The following is a 16634-nucleotide window of genomic DNA, read 5'->3' on the forward strand; positions in this document are numbered from 1 at the left end:
AAGGCCATGGATCAGCTGTTTCGCGGCGAGCACATTAGTCGCGCCCAGTCTCATGGCTTATTTAGCGAGCTGCTCAAAGGCGACATGGATCAAATGACCATGGCCTCTTTGCTGACGGTGCTAAAAATGAAAGGCGAAACACCAGATGAGATTGCCGGTGCCGCCCAAGCACTGCTGGATGCGGCCTCGCCCTTCCCGCGCCCTGAATACGCGTTTTGCGATATAGTTGGCACCGGCGGCGATGGTATGAATACCATTAACGTCTCCACTACCTCGGCCTTAGTAGCCGCAGCCTGTGGCATTAAGGTGGCCAAGCACGGCAACCGTGGCGTGTCTTCTAAGTCCGGCTCGTCCGACTTACTGGAGCAATTGGGCATAGATCTGAATATGAGTGCCGAGCAAGCCCGCCGCTGCCTCGATGAAGTGAACGTCTGCTTCTTGTTTGCGCCCAATTATCACGGTGGTATTCGCCACGCCCAACCGGTGCGCAAAGCGCTGAAAACTCGCACCATCTTTAACGTGCTGGGCCCGCTTATTAACCCTGCACGGCCCGACTTTATGCTGCTCGGTGTTTACTCCGAGCAATTGGTGCGTCCCATCGCCGACACCTTACTGGCCATGGGCCTTAAGCGTGGCATGGTAGTACACGGCAGCGGTTTAGATGAAATTGCCATTCATGGCCCCACCTCGGTGGCAGAGATTCTTGACGGTGAGATCAGTGAATACACTATTACCCCCGAAGAATTAGGCCTAGAGCGCTATGACATTAGCGCCATTGCCGGCGGCGAGCCCAGCGAAAACAAAGCCATTACCGTGGCTTTATTGCAAGGCGGCGGTAGCCCAGCACAACAAGGGGTGATTGCCCTAAATGTGGCGCCCTTGCTGGTGATGAGCGGCCAAGCCGAGACCCTAAAAGAAGCCGTAGTCCAAGTGCTGGCTGTGTTAAAATCAGGCAAAGCCATGGATGTGGCCAATAAACTGGCGGAGTTAAGTCAATGTTAAGTACCGTATTAGGCAAAATTGTTGCCGACAAAAAAATCTGGGTGCGCGAGCGCAAAGTCAGCCAGCCATTAAGCGGCTTTGAGGCTAAATTAACGCCCAGTGATCGCCCCTTTGTGGCGGCACTTGAGGCCAAGAGCCCGGCGTTTATTTTAGAATGTAAGAAGGCCTCGCCGTCTAAAGGCTTAATTCGCGAAGATTTTAACTTAGACGCCATTGCCCAAGTCTATGGTCGTCATGCCTCGGCCATTTCGGTACTCACCGATGAAAAGTATTTTCAGGGTCAGTTCGACTTCGTCACTCAAGTGCGCAGCCAAGTAACTCAGCCGGTGATCTGCAAAGATTTTATTATCGACGCTTACCAAATTAAGCTGGCGCGCTTATATCAAGCAGACGCCATCTTGCTGATGCTGTCGGTACTCACCGATGAAGAATACGTAGCACTCAATGCGGTGGCTGAATCATTAAACATGGGCGTGCTCACCGAGGTGATCAGCGAAGAAGAAGTGGCCCGCGCCATCGCGCTAAACGCCAAGGTGATCGGCATTAATAACCGCGACCTGCGGGATTTATCTATCGACCTCGATCGTACTAAGCAGTTATCTGCGCTGATCCCCGCCGATCGCATCGTTATCTCCGAGTCCGGTATTAACCATCACTCTCAGGTTCAAGAATTATCTGCTTACGCCGATGGCTTCTTGGTTGGCAGCTCTTTGATGGCCCAAGACGACGTTGAACTGGCCGTGCGCCAGCTTATTTTAGGTGCAAATAAAGTCTGTGGCCTCACTCGCCCGCAAGATGCAGCCAGCGCCTATGCCGCCGGTGCCGTGCACGGTGGGCTAATTTTTGTCAGCCATAGCCCGCGCTATGTCACTACCGCTCAAGCCAGAACCATTATGGCTGCCGCTCCCTTGCATTATGTAGGTGTGTTTCAAAACCATGATCTTGCTGAAGTCAGCCAAACCGCTAAAGCATTAGGCTTACACGCAGTGCAATTGCACGGCGAAGAAGATGACGCCTTTATCGACGCCCTTAAGCAAGCTCACCCAGAGTTAGCGGTCTGGAAGTCGGTGCCGGTCAGTGACCAGTTACCAAGCTTGCCCGCAGGCGCAGATCGCCTACTGTTTGATACCCAAGCCGCAGGCCAAAGCGGTGGCACCGGTCAGGCTTTTGATTGGGGTTTGCTGAATAAATTAACCGACCGCAGCCAAGCCATGCTGGCTGGTGGTATTAATCCAGACAACGCCGCACAGGCCGCCAGCCTTGGCTGCGTAGGCTTGGATTTTAATTCTGGTGTAGAAAGCGCCCCCGGCCAAAAAGATGCCGAGAAATTAAACGCCGCTTTCACTTCTCTTCGTTCGTATGGCAGAAAGTCTGGCCGTAAAACAGATAGCAGGAATAAATAATGAGCTTACTCGATCCTTTCTTCGGTGATTTTGGTGGCATGTATGTGCCACAAATCCTAATGCCCGCCTTGCTGCAATTAGAAAAGGCCTTTGTCGACTCCCAGCAAGATCCAGAGTTTGATCGCGAATTTCGTGAACTGCTCACCGAATACGCCGGTCGCCCCACGCCATTAACCCGCGTGCGTAATTTGGCATCAAACACCAAGACCCGTATTTATCTTAAGCGGGAAGACCTACTGCACGGCGGCGCCCACAAAACTAACCAAGTGTTGGGCCAAGCATTACTCGCCAAGCGCATGGGTAAAACCGAAATTATCGCCGAAACCGGCGCTGGGCAACATGGCGTGGCCACTGCCTTGGCCTGTGCCTTGATGGGCTTAAAATGCCGCATCTACATGGGAGCCAAAGACTGCGCCCGCCAAGAGCCAAACGTGTTTCGTATGAAGCTGATGGGTGCCGAAGTAATACCGGTACACGCCGGCTCATCTACGCTCAAAGATGCCTGTAACGAAGCGCTGCGCGACTGGGCTGGTAACTACGAAACCGCCCACTATATGCTGGGCACCGCCGCCGGCCCGCACCCCTTCCCCACCATAGTGCGTGAATTTCAGCGCATGATAGGTGAAGAAACCAAAGTGCAAATCATGCAACACGAAGCCCATTTACCCGATGCGGTGATCGCTTGCGTGGGCGGTGGCTCTAACGCCATTGGCATGTTTGCCGATTTTATCGACGAAGAAAATGTGCGCTTAATTGGCGTTGAGCCTGCCGGTAAAGGTATTAGCACCGGCGAGCACGGTGCCACCTTGGGCGAAGGCACCAAAGGCATCTTCTTTGGCATGTTGTCTTTGATGATGCACAACGAAGATGGCCAAGTATCTGAGTCTTACTCAGTGTCTGCCGGCCTCGACTTCCCGTCTGTGGGCCCACAACACGCACATTTGGCCACCATTGGCCGCGCCGAGTATGTGTCAGTCACCGATGATGAAGCACTGGATGCCTTCCAAGCATTAGCCCGCAATGAGGGTATTATTCCGGCACTGGAGTCCTCCCATGCTCTGGCATACGCCCTAAAAATGGCGGAAGCAGAGCCTGAAAAAGAACAAGTATTAGTAGTTAACTTATCTGGCCGAGGCGACAAGGATATCTTTACCGTTGCTGAGATTTTAGCGCAAAAGGGAGAAATGTAATGAGCCGCTATCAACGCTTATTTGACCGCTTAGCTACGGCTAATCAAGGTGCGTTTGTGCCCTTTATTACTCTGGGCGATCCCAATCCGGCTGACTCGCTCAAAGTCATAGATGCGCTGATTGCCGGCGGCGCCGATGCATTGGAGCTCGGTATTCCCTTCTCCGATCCGGTAGCCGACGGCCCCACCATTCAAGCCGCCAGTATTCGCGCCTTAAATGCCGGCACTCGCACTCAAACCTGCTTTGAGATGCTGACCCAAGTGCGCGCTAAATATCCCGAGATCCCTATCGGCTTATTGGTCTACGCCAACCTAGTTTACGCACCGGGCATGGACAGCTTTTATGCTCGCGCCGCCGCCGCAGGTGTGGATTCAGTATTGGTGGCCGATGCACCATTAGAAATGTCGGCGCCCTTTAGAGCCGCCGCCAGCAAAGCGGGCATAGAAACCATTTTTATCGCCCCGCCCAATGGCGACGAAGCCACACTAAAAGCCATTGCCGAAGCCGGTGCGGGTTATACGTATTTGCTAAGCCGCGCCGGTGTAACCGGTACCGAGACTAAAGCCGGCAAGCCGGTAGATACCTTGCTCGCCACCTTGGCTAAGTACAATGCACCGCCCTCTTTGCTGGGTTTTGGTATTTCTACCCCCGAGCAAGTGCGCGAGGCCATCAAGGCCGGTGCCGCCGGTGCTATCTCTGGCTCCGCTATCGTGAAAATCATCGAGCAACATCAAGATGATATTGATGCATTAACGGCTGCGTTGACGGCATTCGTGAAAGAGATGAAAGCGGCAACTAAAAAATAGCGCCAAGCGCCGAGCACCAAGCGCCGAGCACCAAGCGCCGAGCTAAACAAAAATACCGAGCACAGGGCTCGGTATTTTTTTGCCCGCCCCTTGCCGTCTTCCTGATGCACATCAGGATCTCGGTGTAGCTCTTAAAGACTAAAGCTATCTTGCAACGGAAGAACGCAGAAGAACACGGAAAAATAGAGATCAGATCTGAAAGAGACCCTGATGGTAAGAGCGGGGGCTTGTAGGCGAACGCTTGCTCTCGCATTTCGCCGCAGGCGGAACAGGTGCATACATAGCGACCGGCGCTTAGCGCTGCTCTTTAAGCCGTCTTCCTGATGCACATCAGGATCGGGATCTCGGTTTAGCTCTTAAAGACTAAAGCTATTTTTGCCACGGAATCCACGGAAGAACACGGAAAAATAGGGATCAAATATGAAAAGGATCTAGATGGGGTAAGGGCTGGCACTTTGTAGAGGCCGCTTCAGCTGGCCGGTTTTGCGCAGCAAAACGTCTAGTGATATTTTGCCTCCTAATCTAAAAGCCGTCTTACGTTTTGCGCCATACGTCAAAGGCAGTACCAGTGCGTCTTTAACTGACGGCGTACAGCGTAATACGTATAACGGTATTTGCCGTCGAATAAACCGCCACTTAACCGCTTGCGTATTGTGCTACTTACCCAAAAAAAGTTAGTATACGAGTCAGCGCTGCCCCCATAGTTAAATGGATATAACAAGGTCCTCCTAAGACTTCGTTTTAATTTACGTCTAATATTTAACCTAATATATAAAATACTAAAACACACATAACTTACTGATTTTATTATTAAATATTTAGCATATTAGTGTGTAACGTTGTTGAGTTAGTTTTTTTCACCTCGTTTTATTTTGTATTTTATATATAATTTACTGAACAATGACTGAACAATTTACCGAACAAAATTTTTCTTCTTTTCTATGGGGAAGTCATGACTGACAAAATTAAGAAGACTAAGACAAAGCGCATAGCCTTGACCGACCCTAAAATTCGCGCGTTACCTCCGCCTGAAGAGGACCGTTACGATGTATACGACACTAAGTCACCGGGCCTGTTTATCAGGGTCGGTAAGCGCTCAAAAGTCTTCTATCTTCTTAGAGGTTCTGATCGCATTAAAATTGGTAACTTCAGGGATTTTCACCACATAAACGGGCCCGTGTTTGAGGCCCGAAGAGCAGCGAGTGACATCCTTCTCGATCTACGCCCCTCCTCTTCCCATGTCCCTTCTATGGCTCTTGGGGACTATTTGGATAAGCATTACGCTGCGGAGAGAAAAGGACACAGAAGGCCCCTTAGGCCTCAAACTATAAAAAGCCTAAAAAGTTTTTTTTCAGATTGGCTATCTATTCCGATACATAGAATAAATTCAGACTTACTTTCAAAAAAAATTACTGAATGGGAGAGCCCCACCACAATAGAAAATGGAAAGCTAAAACGCGGTAATACTAAAGCAACTATTAGAAAGAAGTTTATACTTATTAATGCTGTATTTAATCACCTTGTTCGCCAAGAGCACATTTTAAAGAACCCCTTTAACTCTCGGGGTTTTAAGATAGATACGGTAGAGCATAAGATTAACATTTATAATGATAATATTAGATATTCTGAGTTGATGAACTATTTAGTATCAGAAGAGCGTATTGAGTTAGAATTTGATGGTAATCGCGGAAAAACGCATACAAGAGCAGCGCGAATATATATTGCGGTTATAATTCGTCTTGGACTAAGAGACAACGAAGCCAGACTAAATAATGCTGATAATTTTGTTATTGAATCATCACTTGAAGGGGAGCAAAGACTTAGGCTGATCATACCCGCAGATATTACTAAAACAGGTAAAGGTAGAGAGGTTTTATTATCCTGCCCTATCCTTATACCAGCAATACGTGACTATAAAGATAATCATTATGTGCACAATGATGACGGACTGATGTTTTTTAACCAATCGACAAAGTCTGCATATACAAACAATCTCGGCCGCTCACTTTATCAAGAATTAAAAAAAGAATTTAAGCTAGGTATGAATGGTAATGGAAGTGGGCGAAAATATGATTTTCGCCACACTCTGGCTACACGTGCTTATCGTGCAAAAGGCGATATAAAGCTTGTTGCCGACCTAATTGGAGATAGCGTTGAGACTGCATCGAAGTATTATGTGGCTAGCGATCCTGAGGCTGCAAGACTGGTTATATCTAACCTTGAGTAGCATTTTTTATTATGTGATATTTCCAATCTGTTGTTCAATGTTTTTATTTTTTGATCTACCCTTGGATAATTATAAACAACTGTCGCCAGCACTTTCTGGCGGCTGTTGTATATCTTTCAGAAATTCAGTAAATAAATGTCTTTTTTCTTTGTTTTTGGCTCTAATTCACTTCTTTTATAATCTAATTTATATATTTTCTTTTAATAAAAAATCTAATCAAGGGCTTTTGATTAGTCTTGTATCTTGATCTTACTTGGGTGGCGGGTGGGCTTGGCCCCTGCCTTATTCACTGTAAATCTTGAATTTTCTTTTCTTTATTAGCATAAAGCCGACATTAAGTCCTATTATTGACTTTTTGACTCCTCCCTCATCCTCTTTCTCTTCGTATGCATTTTCTATATCTATAAACTCAATTTTTTTTATAAAATCGGCATAATCTATGTTATTTTTTAGATTCCCTTCCTTATCCTCTTCCATTCTTGTTGCTATTAATTCAATTTCATCATATCTATTCATTTGATTCACATGGTAATTTATTGCATCCCTTACTCTTTTTGATTTATTTTCAAACACTTCTTTAGCTTCTTTAAACGTCATGTATGATACTTCATCTTCTTCTTCATCACTTATATTAAACTCATCGTCGTGAATTAACGCCAACAACTCCTGTTTTATTTTTATTTCTTTGTGTGTGTGTGTCTTTTTTATAAATTTGCTTTTTTGAAACTCTCTTTCTTTAAATCCGTTGTTTTCTGCATTCTTTATCTCTCTAATGACCCTATATATTGTTTTTATTCCACTTACGCCGAACGTCTGAAAAGAGCGAACGTTCAGACTTGATTTCCACGCGTCCACCGCTTTTAGTGCTAATATATTTATTCCCTTTTCTTTAACTCCTAGGTTATTTGTTGTTGTTAGTTCTTTTATCGAGTCCAGCCCTACATGCTTCATTATGTACTTCGATAAATATGATGCTGCACTTGCTACCTTATTCCCCTTTAGTTCCTCTCCATTTTCATCATAACCTGATTCAATTATTTTTATTGAAGATGAGTTTCCGGAATGTAAAAAGTAAAAATTAAAAATTTCTTTATATCTTTCTTTTAGTTCTTTTTTACAAAACAATAAAATATGCCAGTGCGGGCATCCATCCTTATGCGGCTCTATTACAGTAAATCCAAATCCTGAATTAATTCCAAATCTCAGGTCTTTAAATCCTTCTTTTTGGAGCTGCTTTCTTAGGTTTCCCCATTTTTTATCTCTCCATCTTTTTGCATCAGATGCGCTCTCTCCTTTATTACTATTCTTTCCTTTGGATGGGTTAGGATGAAAATTCGCTGGTGCTGTTATTGTTATAAATAACCAAGTCATCCCTTTTTCTTTTGCTATATTTTCATATCCTTTTATTTCAATGTACAGTTCATTAAATTTATGACTTGCCGTCTTTTTTATTTCACTTAAGGTAAGCTTCTTTCCGTTAGTAATTATGCTTTTTGATTTTAGAAAGCTCTCTCCATTTTCCAATTGCTCCTCTCTTCTTTTTAGAGAAAGTTCTCCTACGTATTTGTTATGCTCTCCCACCTCTTTATTTTGCTGTTCAGCGTGAAGCACACACTTTTTAGAATATCTGAAATATGAATTAGATACTCTTGTAGATTTGCAGAAATCAAGAACTAGGTCTTTTCTTATTTCCTTTGTGTATGTACGTTCTTTATACGTCTTCATTCTTCCGGTTTTTTCGTTTAATATTTTTTCTTTTTTAGTCGTTTTTTTAACTTTAATGAAATTAGGAAAATGATTTTTTAGGTCCTGCCTTAACAAAGAAGACAGCTCTTCATCAAATTTTTCAGCATTACCCGCGCACTCAATTAATAACTCAAGGATTCTATTCCCGATAGCTCTCCCCATTGCTTTTATATCTTTTTCTTTAACTTTTTCATCTAAAAAATAACTTACTGGTGGAGCATAAAAAATAGTGTTAAATGACATCTTATATTCAAGCGAACCCTTGTATTCTTTGATTTCATTCGCTACTTTTTCATACTCATCATCTTTTGTTTTTTTTTGTGTTACTTCTAATTCCTTCGAAATTGATATCAGAGACACCACATGCTTATCCATTTTTTAATCCTTTGTCATTCGCCGCCATTAACATTATAAAATTATAATGTTTTTTATTTTTATTTATTTGCTTGTTTATTTTACAACAACAAAATATAACGTCGGCATTTTCAGACAATGCCGACGTAGAGTTTAATTGTTATTATACTACCTCATCCACTCTGTACGTTTAATGTACTCCTCAGATCCACCCGGATAATATTTACTTCCATACTTTATTTGCATATTAATAACATTATCTCTGCCGATAAGTTCGTGTGTTTCAACACCTCTGCTCATCACTTTCATAAAGGTTAAAATATCTTCCATTAACGCAGGTTCACTTGATGCGTAATGCATAATGGCAAGCACATCACAAAGATGATTTGTTGAGTCATAGCCATTAAGTAATAAGCTAGCAATGAATTCTTTGTCTCTGTTGTATAAGCGGTAACCCACTTCAACGTGTGTCTGATTAAATCTCATTCTTTATACTACCCATCAATGGCTGAAGCGGTATTGCTTAGCGCTTATGCAACAAACATTAACAGCTATTTTTTATAGTGCAACCTCCCTAAATATAGCAAAAACCTTATATTACATATAATTAAGCATATATTAAATCAGGGCTAACACACTTCATATTTATATATAAAGTCGATATTTATTTATAAAAACGAGAAGAATGGTTACTTTTATTTACGGCTTTATATAATTTAGTAAGGAAATTAATTTTTCATGCTGCTTAAAAAATACACAGAGTCACTATAAAAATAAATAAAATTAATTTCTAAGTGTTGCTTTTTTGAACACTTCAAGTGTGATTTTTGACTGTAAACGTAAAAAGCGAGGTCGCGGCGACGGCTGAAGAAGATATCTGAACCAGCGTTCAGCATGAAGATTCGCTTTGTTAGCGCTTACCTTGCATCTCTTTCATCAGAAAGCTGTGCTTTACTGCTCTTCGCTTCAAGTGCAGGCCTGTTTTGCCTATAATGCTGGCACTAATATGACTTCAATCTACGCAAGAAACGCCGGTTTCATAAGGTATCGTCGATGGCCACAACATCGTTCGCTAGTCATAACTACCAACTTAAGCAAAGTGTGCTTTGCCTTCGTGCGCTCACAATAAGAGCCTACATATATAGAAGAATAAAATAGCCATGAATCAACAGAAAATTAAGCAGTTAGAAACCGAGCTGTGGGACAGTGCCAACTCTCTTCGTGCGAATTCAAAGCTTACCGCTGCTGAGTACAAAGACCCGGTGTTAGGCTTAATTTTGCTGCGCTATGCACAAAATCGCTATGAACAAGCCAAGGTACAAGTAGCGGCTAGCATTCCCACTAGCCCCCGTGGTGGTAAGCGCGAAGCGACCAAAGCAGACTTTTTAGCCGCCGGGGCTATGATGCTGCCCGAAAAATCCCAATATGAGCATTTGGCTGGCCTCCCTGAAGCAGAAGATATCAGCGACGCTATTAATGAAGCAATGGGCTTAATTGAGCAAGAATATCCCGACTTAGCAGGGGTGTTACCGCGCAACTATCAAGAGATGGACTCCGATTTGTTACGTGAGCTGATCCGGGTGTTTAACAAAGACGCAGTGAAGAGCTTAACGGGTGATGTGTTTGGTCGTATTTATGAGTTTTTCTTAATGAAATTCTCGATGGATGGTGCTGGTGCGCAAGAAGGCGGCGAGTTCTTTACTCCACCTTCTTTGGTGCAGCTCATCGTTAATATGATTAAACCCGACCATGGGATTATTCACGATCCAGCTTGTGGTTCAGCGGGTATGTTTGTACAAACCGGACACTTTATTGAAGAACAGCACAAAAATGCCTCGGTTAACCAACGCATTACTTGTTATGGCACCGAGCTAAAGTCTAACAACACCCGCTTGGCGAAAATGAACTTAGCCATACACGGTATCGAAGGAAAAATCAGTGAGAATAATAGTTTTTACTCCGATCCTCATGATTTAGTAGGCAAGTGTGACTTTGTAATGGCCAACCCGCCGTTTAACGTGAAAAAAGTCGATAAAAGCAAAGACTACGTTAAAAATGATTCACGGTTGTTTAGCGATATTGGTATTCCTAAGGCCGATAACGGCAACTACATGTGGATACAGTATTTTTATCACTACCTGAATGATCAAGGTCGTGCAGGCTTTGTGATGGCTAGTTCAGCTACCGATGCGGGTGGCAGTGAGAAAGATATTCGCCAAAAGCTAATAGAAACCGATGCCGTAGATTGCATTGTGTCGGTGGGTAATAACTTCTTCTATACCCGTTCGCTACCCTGTCATGTGTGGTTTTTAGATAAAGATAAGCCAGCGGCGAACAAGAAAAAAATATTAATGATTGATGCGCGTAACACCTTTCGCGTAGTCACTAATACTATTAATGATTATTCACCAGGGCAGCTCACTAATTTTAACGCCATTACTGAGTCGTACCGGGGTGATAAAGCGGCTATCGCCAACGCTCAAAAATCACACAACGCCGTGGCCGTCACCTTAGCGGCTATTATTGCCACTGCTATTAACATCTTACGAACGGCCTGCCAAAGCATTATTAATGCTCCAAATGAAGATGACTTTAAAGGCGTGAAGCCCAACTTAAAGTTTAATGATATTATCGAAGAATTAAATGAAGTATTAAGCATCGAAGACCACAGTGATTTTGACCTGTGTCAGCAATGGGTAGCGCGTTTCTCGCAGCCCGTTGAAAAGCTGTTTGCCTTGGTAGCGCAGTATCAAGCTAACTCAGATAAGGCCTTAGCAGGTTTTAGAAAGTTAGATAAAAAAGCGCAAGCTACCGATGATGCTAAGACTATTAAAAAGAAGCTGGACGCTAACAATAAACTGCTAAAAGCCCTAACGACGGCGCTTAACAGCCACCAAGCACTGCTTAAGCAAAGCTTGGCTGACTACAGCCAACTGATCAGCGACTGGCAAACACTGCGTGAGAACTTCCCTAACGATCAATATCGAGACGTGGAAGGACTGTGCAAAGTAGTGGATCGCGACGAGATCATAGAAAACGATTACAGCTTAACGCCGGGTCGCTATGTGGGTTATAGCGTGCAGGTAGATATGGATTTTGATTATCAATCAAAAATGTTTGATATAAAATCTGAACTAACGCAGCTTAATGACACTGCACAAAATCTGATGAAAACTATTTTAGAGGTGAAATTATGAGGCTCACCGAAATGGAACTAGGTGAACTCATTCGTGTAAAACATGGTTTTGCATTTAAAAGTGAATATTTCTCATTTGAAGGTGAGCAGATAGTGTTAACCCCTGGTAATTTTTATGAATCAGGAGGCTTTAAATCCAGAGGAGATAAGGATCGCTTTTACACAGGGGATTATCCTAAGCAATATCTCTTAAAAAAACAGGATCTGATCGTTGCTATGACAGAGCAAGGAGCTGGCTTACTAGGAAGTGCAGCTCTTATACCAGATAATGACCATTATTTACATAATCAACGGTTGGGTTTGGTCGAAATTATCGAACCACAAAAAATTGACAAGTATTTTTTATATTTAGTGTTTAATGATGATCTTATTCGATCACAAATTGCTGGTAGCGCCACTGGCACAAAGGTTAAACATACCGCTCCTGAGCGAATATACAGATGTAAATATAGTTTCCCTTCATTGAACAATCAAAGAAAAATTGCATCTATAGTTAGTGCTTACGATGACCTTATCGAAAATAACTTAACGCGCATCAAGTTACTGGAAGAGCTGACACAAATCACGTATGAAGAGTGGTTTGTACGCATGCGGTTCCCAGATCATGAAACAGTAAATACAAACCCTGAGACTATGCTACCTGAAGGATGGGAAAAAAGGAGTTTCCATGAGATAGGAGACATTGTCACTGGTAAAACCCCTTCAACAGCTGAAGCGGAAAACTTTGGTTTTGATGTACCATTTATAAAAACGCCTGACATGTATAATGCTCCTTATGTGATAGAGACGACTCAGTACTTATCTAAGAAAGGTGCAGAGACACAAAAAAATAAATACTTACCAAAAAACAGTCTGATTGTTAGCTGTATAGGCTCTGCTGGTGAATATGCTTTAGTAGCATGTCCAAGCCAAACTAATCAACAAATTAATGCAATAAAATTTTATGACTCTAGCCACGCATTTTACATGTACTGCTATGCAAAACATTTAAAGCCATTACTTGAAGCTCTAGGTAGTAATGGTGCAACAATGACAAATGTAAACAAATCAAAATTTGAAAAAATAGAAGTTATTTTTCCAACAAGTAACCTTCTAACATCATTTAATCAGTTAGCAATTAACACTTTCGACTTAATATTTAACCTGCAACAAAAAAATAAACTACTAATAGAAGCCCGTGATATCTTGTTACCTCGCTTAATGACCGGCATCATAGACATAGAAAAAGTAGAGCTGCCAGCTGTATTACTAGCTCGCATTCAAGAAAGTAGTCAGCACACCGACGAAGAGTTAGCCCCCGCTGACGCCTAAGGAGAAATGCGGTATGAGTCAAGAATACTCTGAGGATGGATTAGTCGAAGCCGCTAGCCAAGAAGTGCTAGAACAACTTGGCTGGACTGTTAAAAACGCTTGGCATAACGAGAGCTTTTCAGATAAGGAAGATCGCTCTGATGGTCTGCTTGGCCGAGCTAATAAGTCAGAAGTGATCCTTAAACGCTATTTGCATGCCGCATTAACCACGCTTAACCCGGGCTTACCTAACAGCGCCTATCAAGACGCCATAGAGCAAATTTGTCTGACACCCGCCGATCAAAGTTTAGCTACTATTAACCAGCAAAAACACGAGCTACTTACCAAAGGCGTGTCGGTTAGCTATCAAGACGACGAAGGGCTTTTACAAAAAAAGCGCTTAAAGGTGTTTGACTTGGACAAGCCTGAGCAAAACCATTTTTTAGCCGTGCGTCAATTAGAAGTGGCAGGCCAAATTTATAACCGTCGGCCCGATATTGTGGGTTTTGTAAACGGTATTCCACTGGTGTTTTTTGAGTTGAAAGCTCACCATACTGAGCTGCGCCACGCTTATGATGAAAATTTAAGCGACTACAAAGACGTTATTCCTGAACTACTGCACAGCAATGCTTTTATTATATTAAGCAATGGTACCGACTCGCGCGTAGGCACGATGACTAGCCCCTATAAATTCTTTTTAGAATGGAAACGCATCGAAGAAGATGAAGAAGGTATGGTTAGCTTAGACACCATGTTGCGTGGCACCTGTGATAAAGCCCGCTTACTAGACTTATTTGAAAATTTTCTGTTATTCGATGGCGAAGGCGAAAATCTAACCAAAATAATGGCGAAAAACCACCAATTTATTGGGGTAAACAAAGTCATTGAGCAAGTAAAAAACATTGACGAGTTAGAGGGTAAGCTCGGCGTATTTTGGCATACTCAAGGCTCGGGCAAGTCGTACTCAATGGTGTTTATTTGTCAGAAAATACTGCGTAGATTTGGTAAGAGTTACACCTTTTTAATTGTAGTGGATCGCACCGAACTTGAGAACCAGCTCTATGACACCTTTACCGGCTGTGGCGCGGTAACAGAACATAATATCCGAGCAAAAAATCGCCAGCACTTGCGTGAACTATTAGCCAATAATCATCGCTATGTGTTTACGCTCGTGCATAAATTCGGCATTGATAAAAATAAAGAAAAAGAATATCCGCTAATCACTAACCGTAGCAATATTATCGTCATTTCTGATGAAGCTCACCGTACCCAAGACGGTACCTTTGCTCAAAACATGCGCTTTAAAGCCATTCCTAACGCCTCGTTTTTAGGTTGCACGGGTACACCACTGATCGACGATGAAATAGAACCCACCAAAAAACTGTTTGGTGGTTATGTCTCAATTTATGATTTTAAACGCGCCGTAAAAGATGGTGCCACCCTCCCCCTTCGCTACCTTAATCGAGGTGAAAAGCTGGATATAGAAAATCCGGACTTAGATCAGCGCATGGCCGACATCATCAATGAGGAAGATTTAGATACCGATCAACTAGCCAAACTCAAGCGCGAATTTGCCCGTGACTATCCGATCCTCACCTCGGATGACAGACTCGATAAAATAGCCAAAGATCTAGTATGGCACTTTAATGATCGCGGCTACCAAGGCAAAGCGATGTTTGTGGCCCTTGATAAACCCACAGCGGTGCGCATTTATGACAGAGTTATGCATTACTGGCCGGAGTATGTAGCTGAGCTGACCCAACGTATTGCTGAAGAAACAGATCAGCAAGAAGAGCTAACCCTCAAGAAATACCTTGCCCGAGTACAAGAAACCGAAGTGTGTGTGGTGGTCAGCCAAGAACAGAATGAAGTTAAAAAGTTTAAGGCGCTAGGGTTAGATATTGAGCACCACCGTAAAAAAATGGTGGCGCGAGACCTCGAAAAAGAGTTTAAAGACGATGATAACCCGTTTCGCTTAGCCATAGTCTGCGCCATGTGGATCACCGGCTTTGATGCGCCCTGCGTGTCGACCGTTTATTTAGACAAACCCATTAAAGGTCACACCTTGATGCAAACCATAGCGCGGGCTAACCGCGTGTATGATGACGAAAAAGAAAACGGCTTAATCGTCGACTATGGCAACGTTTACACCCAATTAGAAAAAGCCTATTCAGTGTATGGCGAAGGGGACAGTAAAAAAGGCGGCACGGGCAAACCTGGAGGCAGTGAAGGTAGTAATCCAGTAGAAAAGCTTGAGGAAATGGCAATCGAGCTAGATGTGGCAATAGTCGCAGTTAAGGACTTTTTGCTTGAGGTCGACTTTAACCTCGATCACCTAGTGAATGCCGAGTCAGCCATGGCGCGCCTAACCGCATTAAGTAACGCAGCTAACGCCGTGAGCTTAAACCAAACCACGCGCACCCAGTTTGAAGTGGCGGCCCGCGATGTGTTTCGTAAATACAAGGCGCTGTTTCCTGAGGAAGTGGTTAAGCAATATATGTCAGCGTTTAGCGCCATTGAAGCCATATATAAATCATTGAATCAGAAAACACTATCGGCTGATATTTCTGCGGTAATGCGTAAGTTGCAGCAAGAAGTCAGTATGAGTGTAAGCACGCTCACCAGCGAAGTACATGAGACGGACTATGTGGACTTAAGCAACCTAGACTTCGATAGACTGCGACAAGCATTTGCCAAGTCAGCACAAAAAAACGCATTAGTGTTTGATCTGCAAGAAGCCATTGCAAGCCAACTAGAACAAATGGTGCGCCAAAATCCGATTCGTTTAGAGTTTTACGAAAAATATAAAAAAATTATTGCTGAATATAATGCCGGTAAAGATATGCAAGCCGTGCAGAAAGCTTTTGATGACCTTAATGAATTTATGAAGAACGATCTCAACCCCGAGCGAGAGCGTGCCATGCGTGAAGGTTTAGATGAAGAGACGTTGGCGATTTTTGATTTGCTCAAAAAAGATGAATTAACAGCGGAAGAAGAAAAAACCGTTAAAAAAGTAGCGCAAAAAACCTTAGAAAAACTCAAGGCAGAAAAACTCAAAGTGGCACGCTGGCGTGAAAGCACCCAAGTCAGTTCCCAGATAAAAACCTTAATCCAAGATAACTTAGAATGGCTGCCACCAGAGGCTTACCCAGACGATGAGTTGGCAGATATAAGCCTGCTTGTGTATCAACATGTACACAGCAATTACCAAGGCGGTGGGCGTAGCACCTACGGACCGTTTTAAAGTAATAAAAAGCGCCGATTTGGCGCTTTTTTTATAAATAACTTTCCGCTCAAGACTAAATATCATTACGAGTCAGCAATGGAAACATGACTTAATAAAACCATAAGTTAATTAAAGTAAACTATTTATTATAAACTCACGAAACCCTATCAGTAGTATAGTTTTAATTAAACAAT

General features: G+C 43.2%; 10 protein-coding genes. 8 read left to right on the forward strand and 2 right to left on the reverse strand.

What is annotated here, in order from left to right; translation table 11 throughout:
• Window positions 1-6 precede the first annotated feature (6 nt).
• The 5 genes from trpD (at window position 7) to CBP31_RS03005 (ending at window position 6628) form a co-directional block, all read left to right on the forward strand.
• Complete coding sequence (gene trpD, locus CBP31_RS15670) at window positions 7-1002, forward strand: anthranilate phosphoribosyltransferase (protein ID WP_227875189.1); 996 nt, start codon at window positions 7-9, stop codon at window positions 1000-1002.
• Entirely contained in the window at window positions 996-2405 is a 1410-nt protein-coding gene (gene trpCF, locus CBP31_RS02990) for a bifunctional indole-3-glycerol-phosphate synthase TrpC/phosphoribosylanthranilate isomerase TrpF (protein ID WP_087034804.1), read from the forward strand. Before trpD ends, trpCF begins: the two co-directional genes overlap by 7 nt.
• Entirely contained in the window at window positions 2405-3595 is a 1191-nt protein-coding gene (gene trpB / locus CBP31_RS02995; protein ID WP_087034805.1) for a tryptophan synthase subunit beta, read from the forward strand. Before trpCF ends, trpB begins: the two co-directional genes overlap by 1 nt.
• Window positions 3595-4401, forward strand: coding sequence for a tryptophan synthase subunit alpha (gene trpA, locus CBP31_RS03000; RefSeq protein WP_087034806.1), 807 nt, complete (start codon window positions 3595-3597; stop codon window positions 4399-4401). Before trpB ends, trpA begins: the two co-directional genes overlap by 1 nt.
• Window positions 4402-5353: 952 nt before the next feature.
• Window positions 5354-6628, forward strand: coding sequence for a phage integrase SAM-like domain-containing protein (locus CBP31_RS03005; RefSeq protein WP_087034807.1), 1275 nt, complete (start codon window positions 5354-5356; stop codon window positions 6626-6628).
• Window positions 6629-6910: 282 nt separating this feature from the next.
• On the opposite strand, the gene CBP31_RS03010 is transcribed toward CBP31_RS03005, so the two are convergent.
• Both CBP31_RS03010 and CBP31_RS03015 read right to left on the reverse strand, forming a co-directional pair.
• The gene (locus CBP31_RS03010) at window positions 6911-8749 is read right to left on the reverse strand and encodes a replication endonuclease (RefSeq protein ID WP_087034808.1); all 1839 of its coding nucleotides are present in this window, start codon (window positions 8747-8749) and stop codon (window positions 6911-6913) included.
• A gap of 147 nt (window positions 8750-8896) precedes the next feature.
• The gene (locus tag CBP31_RS03015; protein WP_087034809.1) at window positions 8897-9214 is read right to left on the reverse strand and encodes a hypothetical protein; all 318 of its coding nucleotides are present in this window, start codon (window positions 9212-9214) and stop codon (window positions 8897-8899) included.
• Between the two features lie 674 nt (window positions 9215-9888).
• Between CBP31_RS03015 and CBP31_RS03020 the strand changes: the two genes are divergently transcribed.
• Genes CBP31_RS03020 through CBP31_RS03030 form a run of 3 tightly spaced genes read left to right on the forward strand, consistent with a single transcriptional unit; the run spans window position 9889 to window position 16458 of the window.
• Complete coding sequence (locus CBP31_RS03020; protein ID WP_087034810.1) at window positions 9889-11925, forward strand: type I restriction-modification system subunit M; 2037 nt, start codon at window positions 9889-9891, stop codon at window positions 11923-11925.
• A complete protein-coding gene (locus CBP31_RS03025) occupies window positions 11922-13235 on the forward strand; it encodes a restriction endonuclease subunit S (RefSeq protein WP_087034811.1) in 1314 nt (437 codons plus the stop codon). Before CBP31_RS03020 ends, CBP31_RS03025 begins: the two co-directional genes overlap by 4 nt.
• Window positions 13236-13248: 13 nt before the next feature.
• Window positions 13249-16458, forward strand: a complete 3210-nt coding sequence (locus CBP31_RS03030) for a type I restriction endonuclease subunit R (protein WP_087034812.1) — start codon at window positions 13249-13251, stop codon at window positions 16456-16458.
• Window positions 16459-16634 lie beyond the last annotated feature (176 nt).

The sequence above is a fragment of the Oceanisphaera profunda genome, from assembly GCF_002157895.1.
GTDB classification, from domain to species: Bacteria; Pseudomonadota; Gammaproteobacteria; order Enterobacterales; family Aeromonadaceae; genus Oceanimonas; species Oceanimonas profunda.

Bases quoted from the DNA above. Each gene is read 5' to 3' on its own strand.
- trpD (WP_227875189.1), top strand. From the start codon at position 7: ATGGATCAGCTGTTTCGCGGCGAGCACATTAGTCGCGCCCAGTCTCAT.
- trpCF (WP_087034804.1), top strand. From the start codon at position 996: ATGTTAAGTACCGTATTAGGCAAAATTGTTGCCGACAAAAAAATCTGG.
- trpB (WP_087034805.1), top strand. From the start codon at position 2,405: ATGAGCTTACTCGATCCTTTCTTCGGTGATTTTGGTGGCATGTATGTG.
- trpA (WP_087034806.1), top strand. From the start codon at position 3,595: ATGAGCCGCTATCAACGCTTATTTGACCGCTTAGCTACGGCTAATCAA.
- CBP31_RS03005 (WP_087034807.1), top strand. From the start codon at position 5,354: ATGACTGACAAAATTAAGAAGACTAAGACAAAGCGCATAGCCTTGACC.
- CBP31_RS03010 (WP_087034808.1), bottom strand. From the start codon at position 8,749: ATGGATAAGCATGTGGTGTCTCTGATATCAATTTCGAAGGAATTAGAA.
- CBP31_RS03015 (WP_087034809.1), bottom strand. From the start codon at position 9,214: ATGAGATTTAATCAGACACACGTTGAAGTGGGTTACCGCTTATACAAC.
- CBP31_RS03020 (WP_087034810.1), top strand. From the start codon at position 9,889: ATGAATCAACAGAAAATTAAGCAGTTAGAAACCGAGCTGTGGGACAGT.
- CBP31_RS03025 (WP_087034811.1), top strand. From the start codon at position 11,922: ATGAGGCTCACCGAAATGGAACTAGGTGAACTCATTCGTGTAAAACAT.
- CBP31_RS03030 (WP_087034812.1), top strand. From the start codon at position 13,249: ATGAGTCAAGAATACTCTGAGGATGGATTAGTCGAAGCCGCTAGCCAA.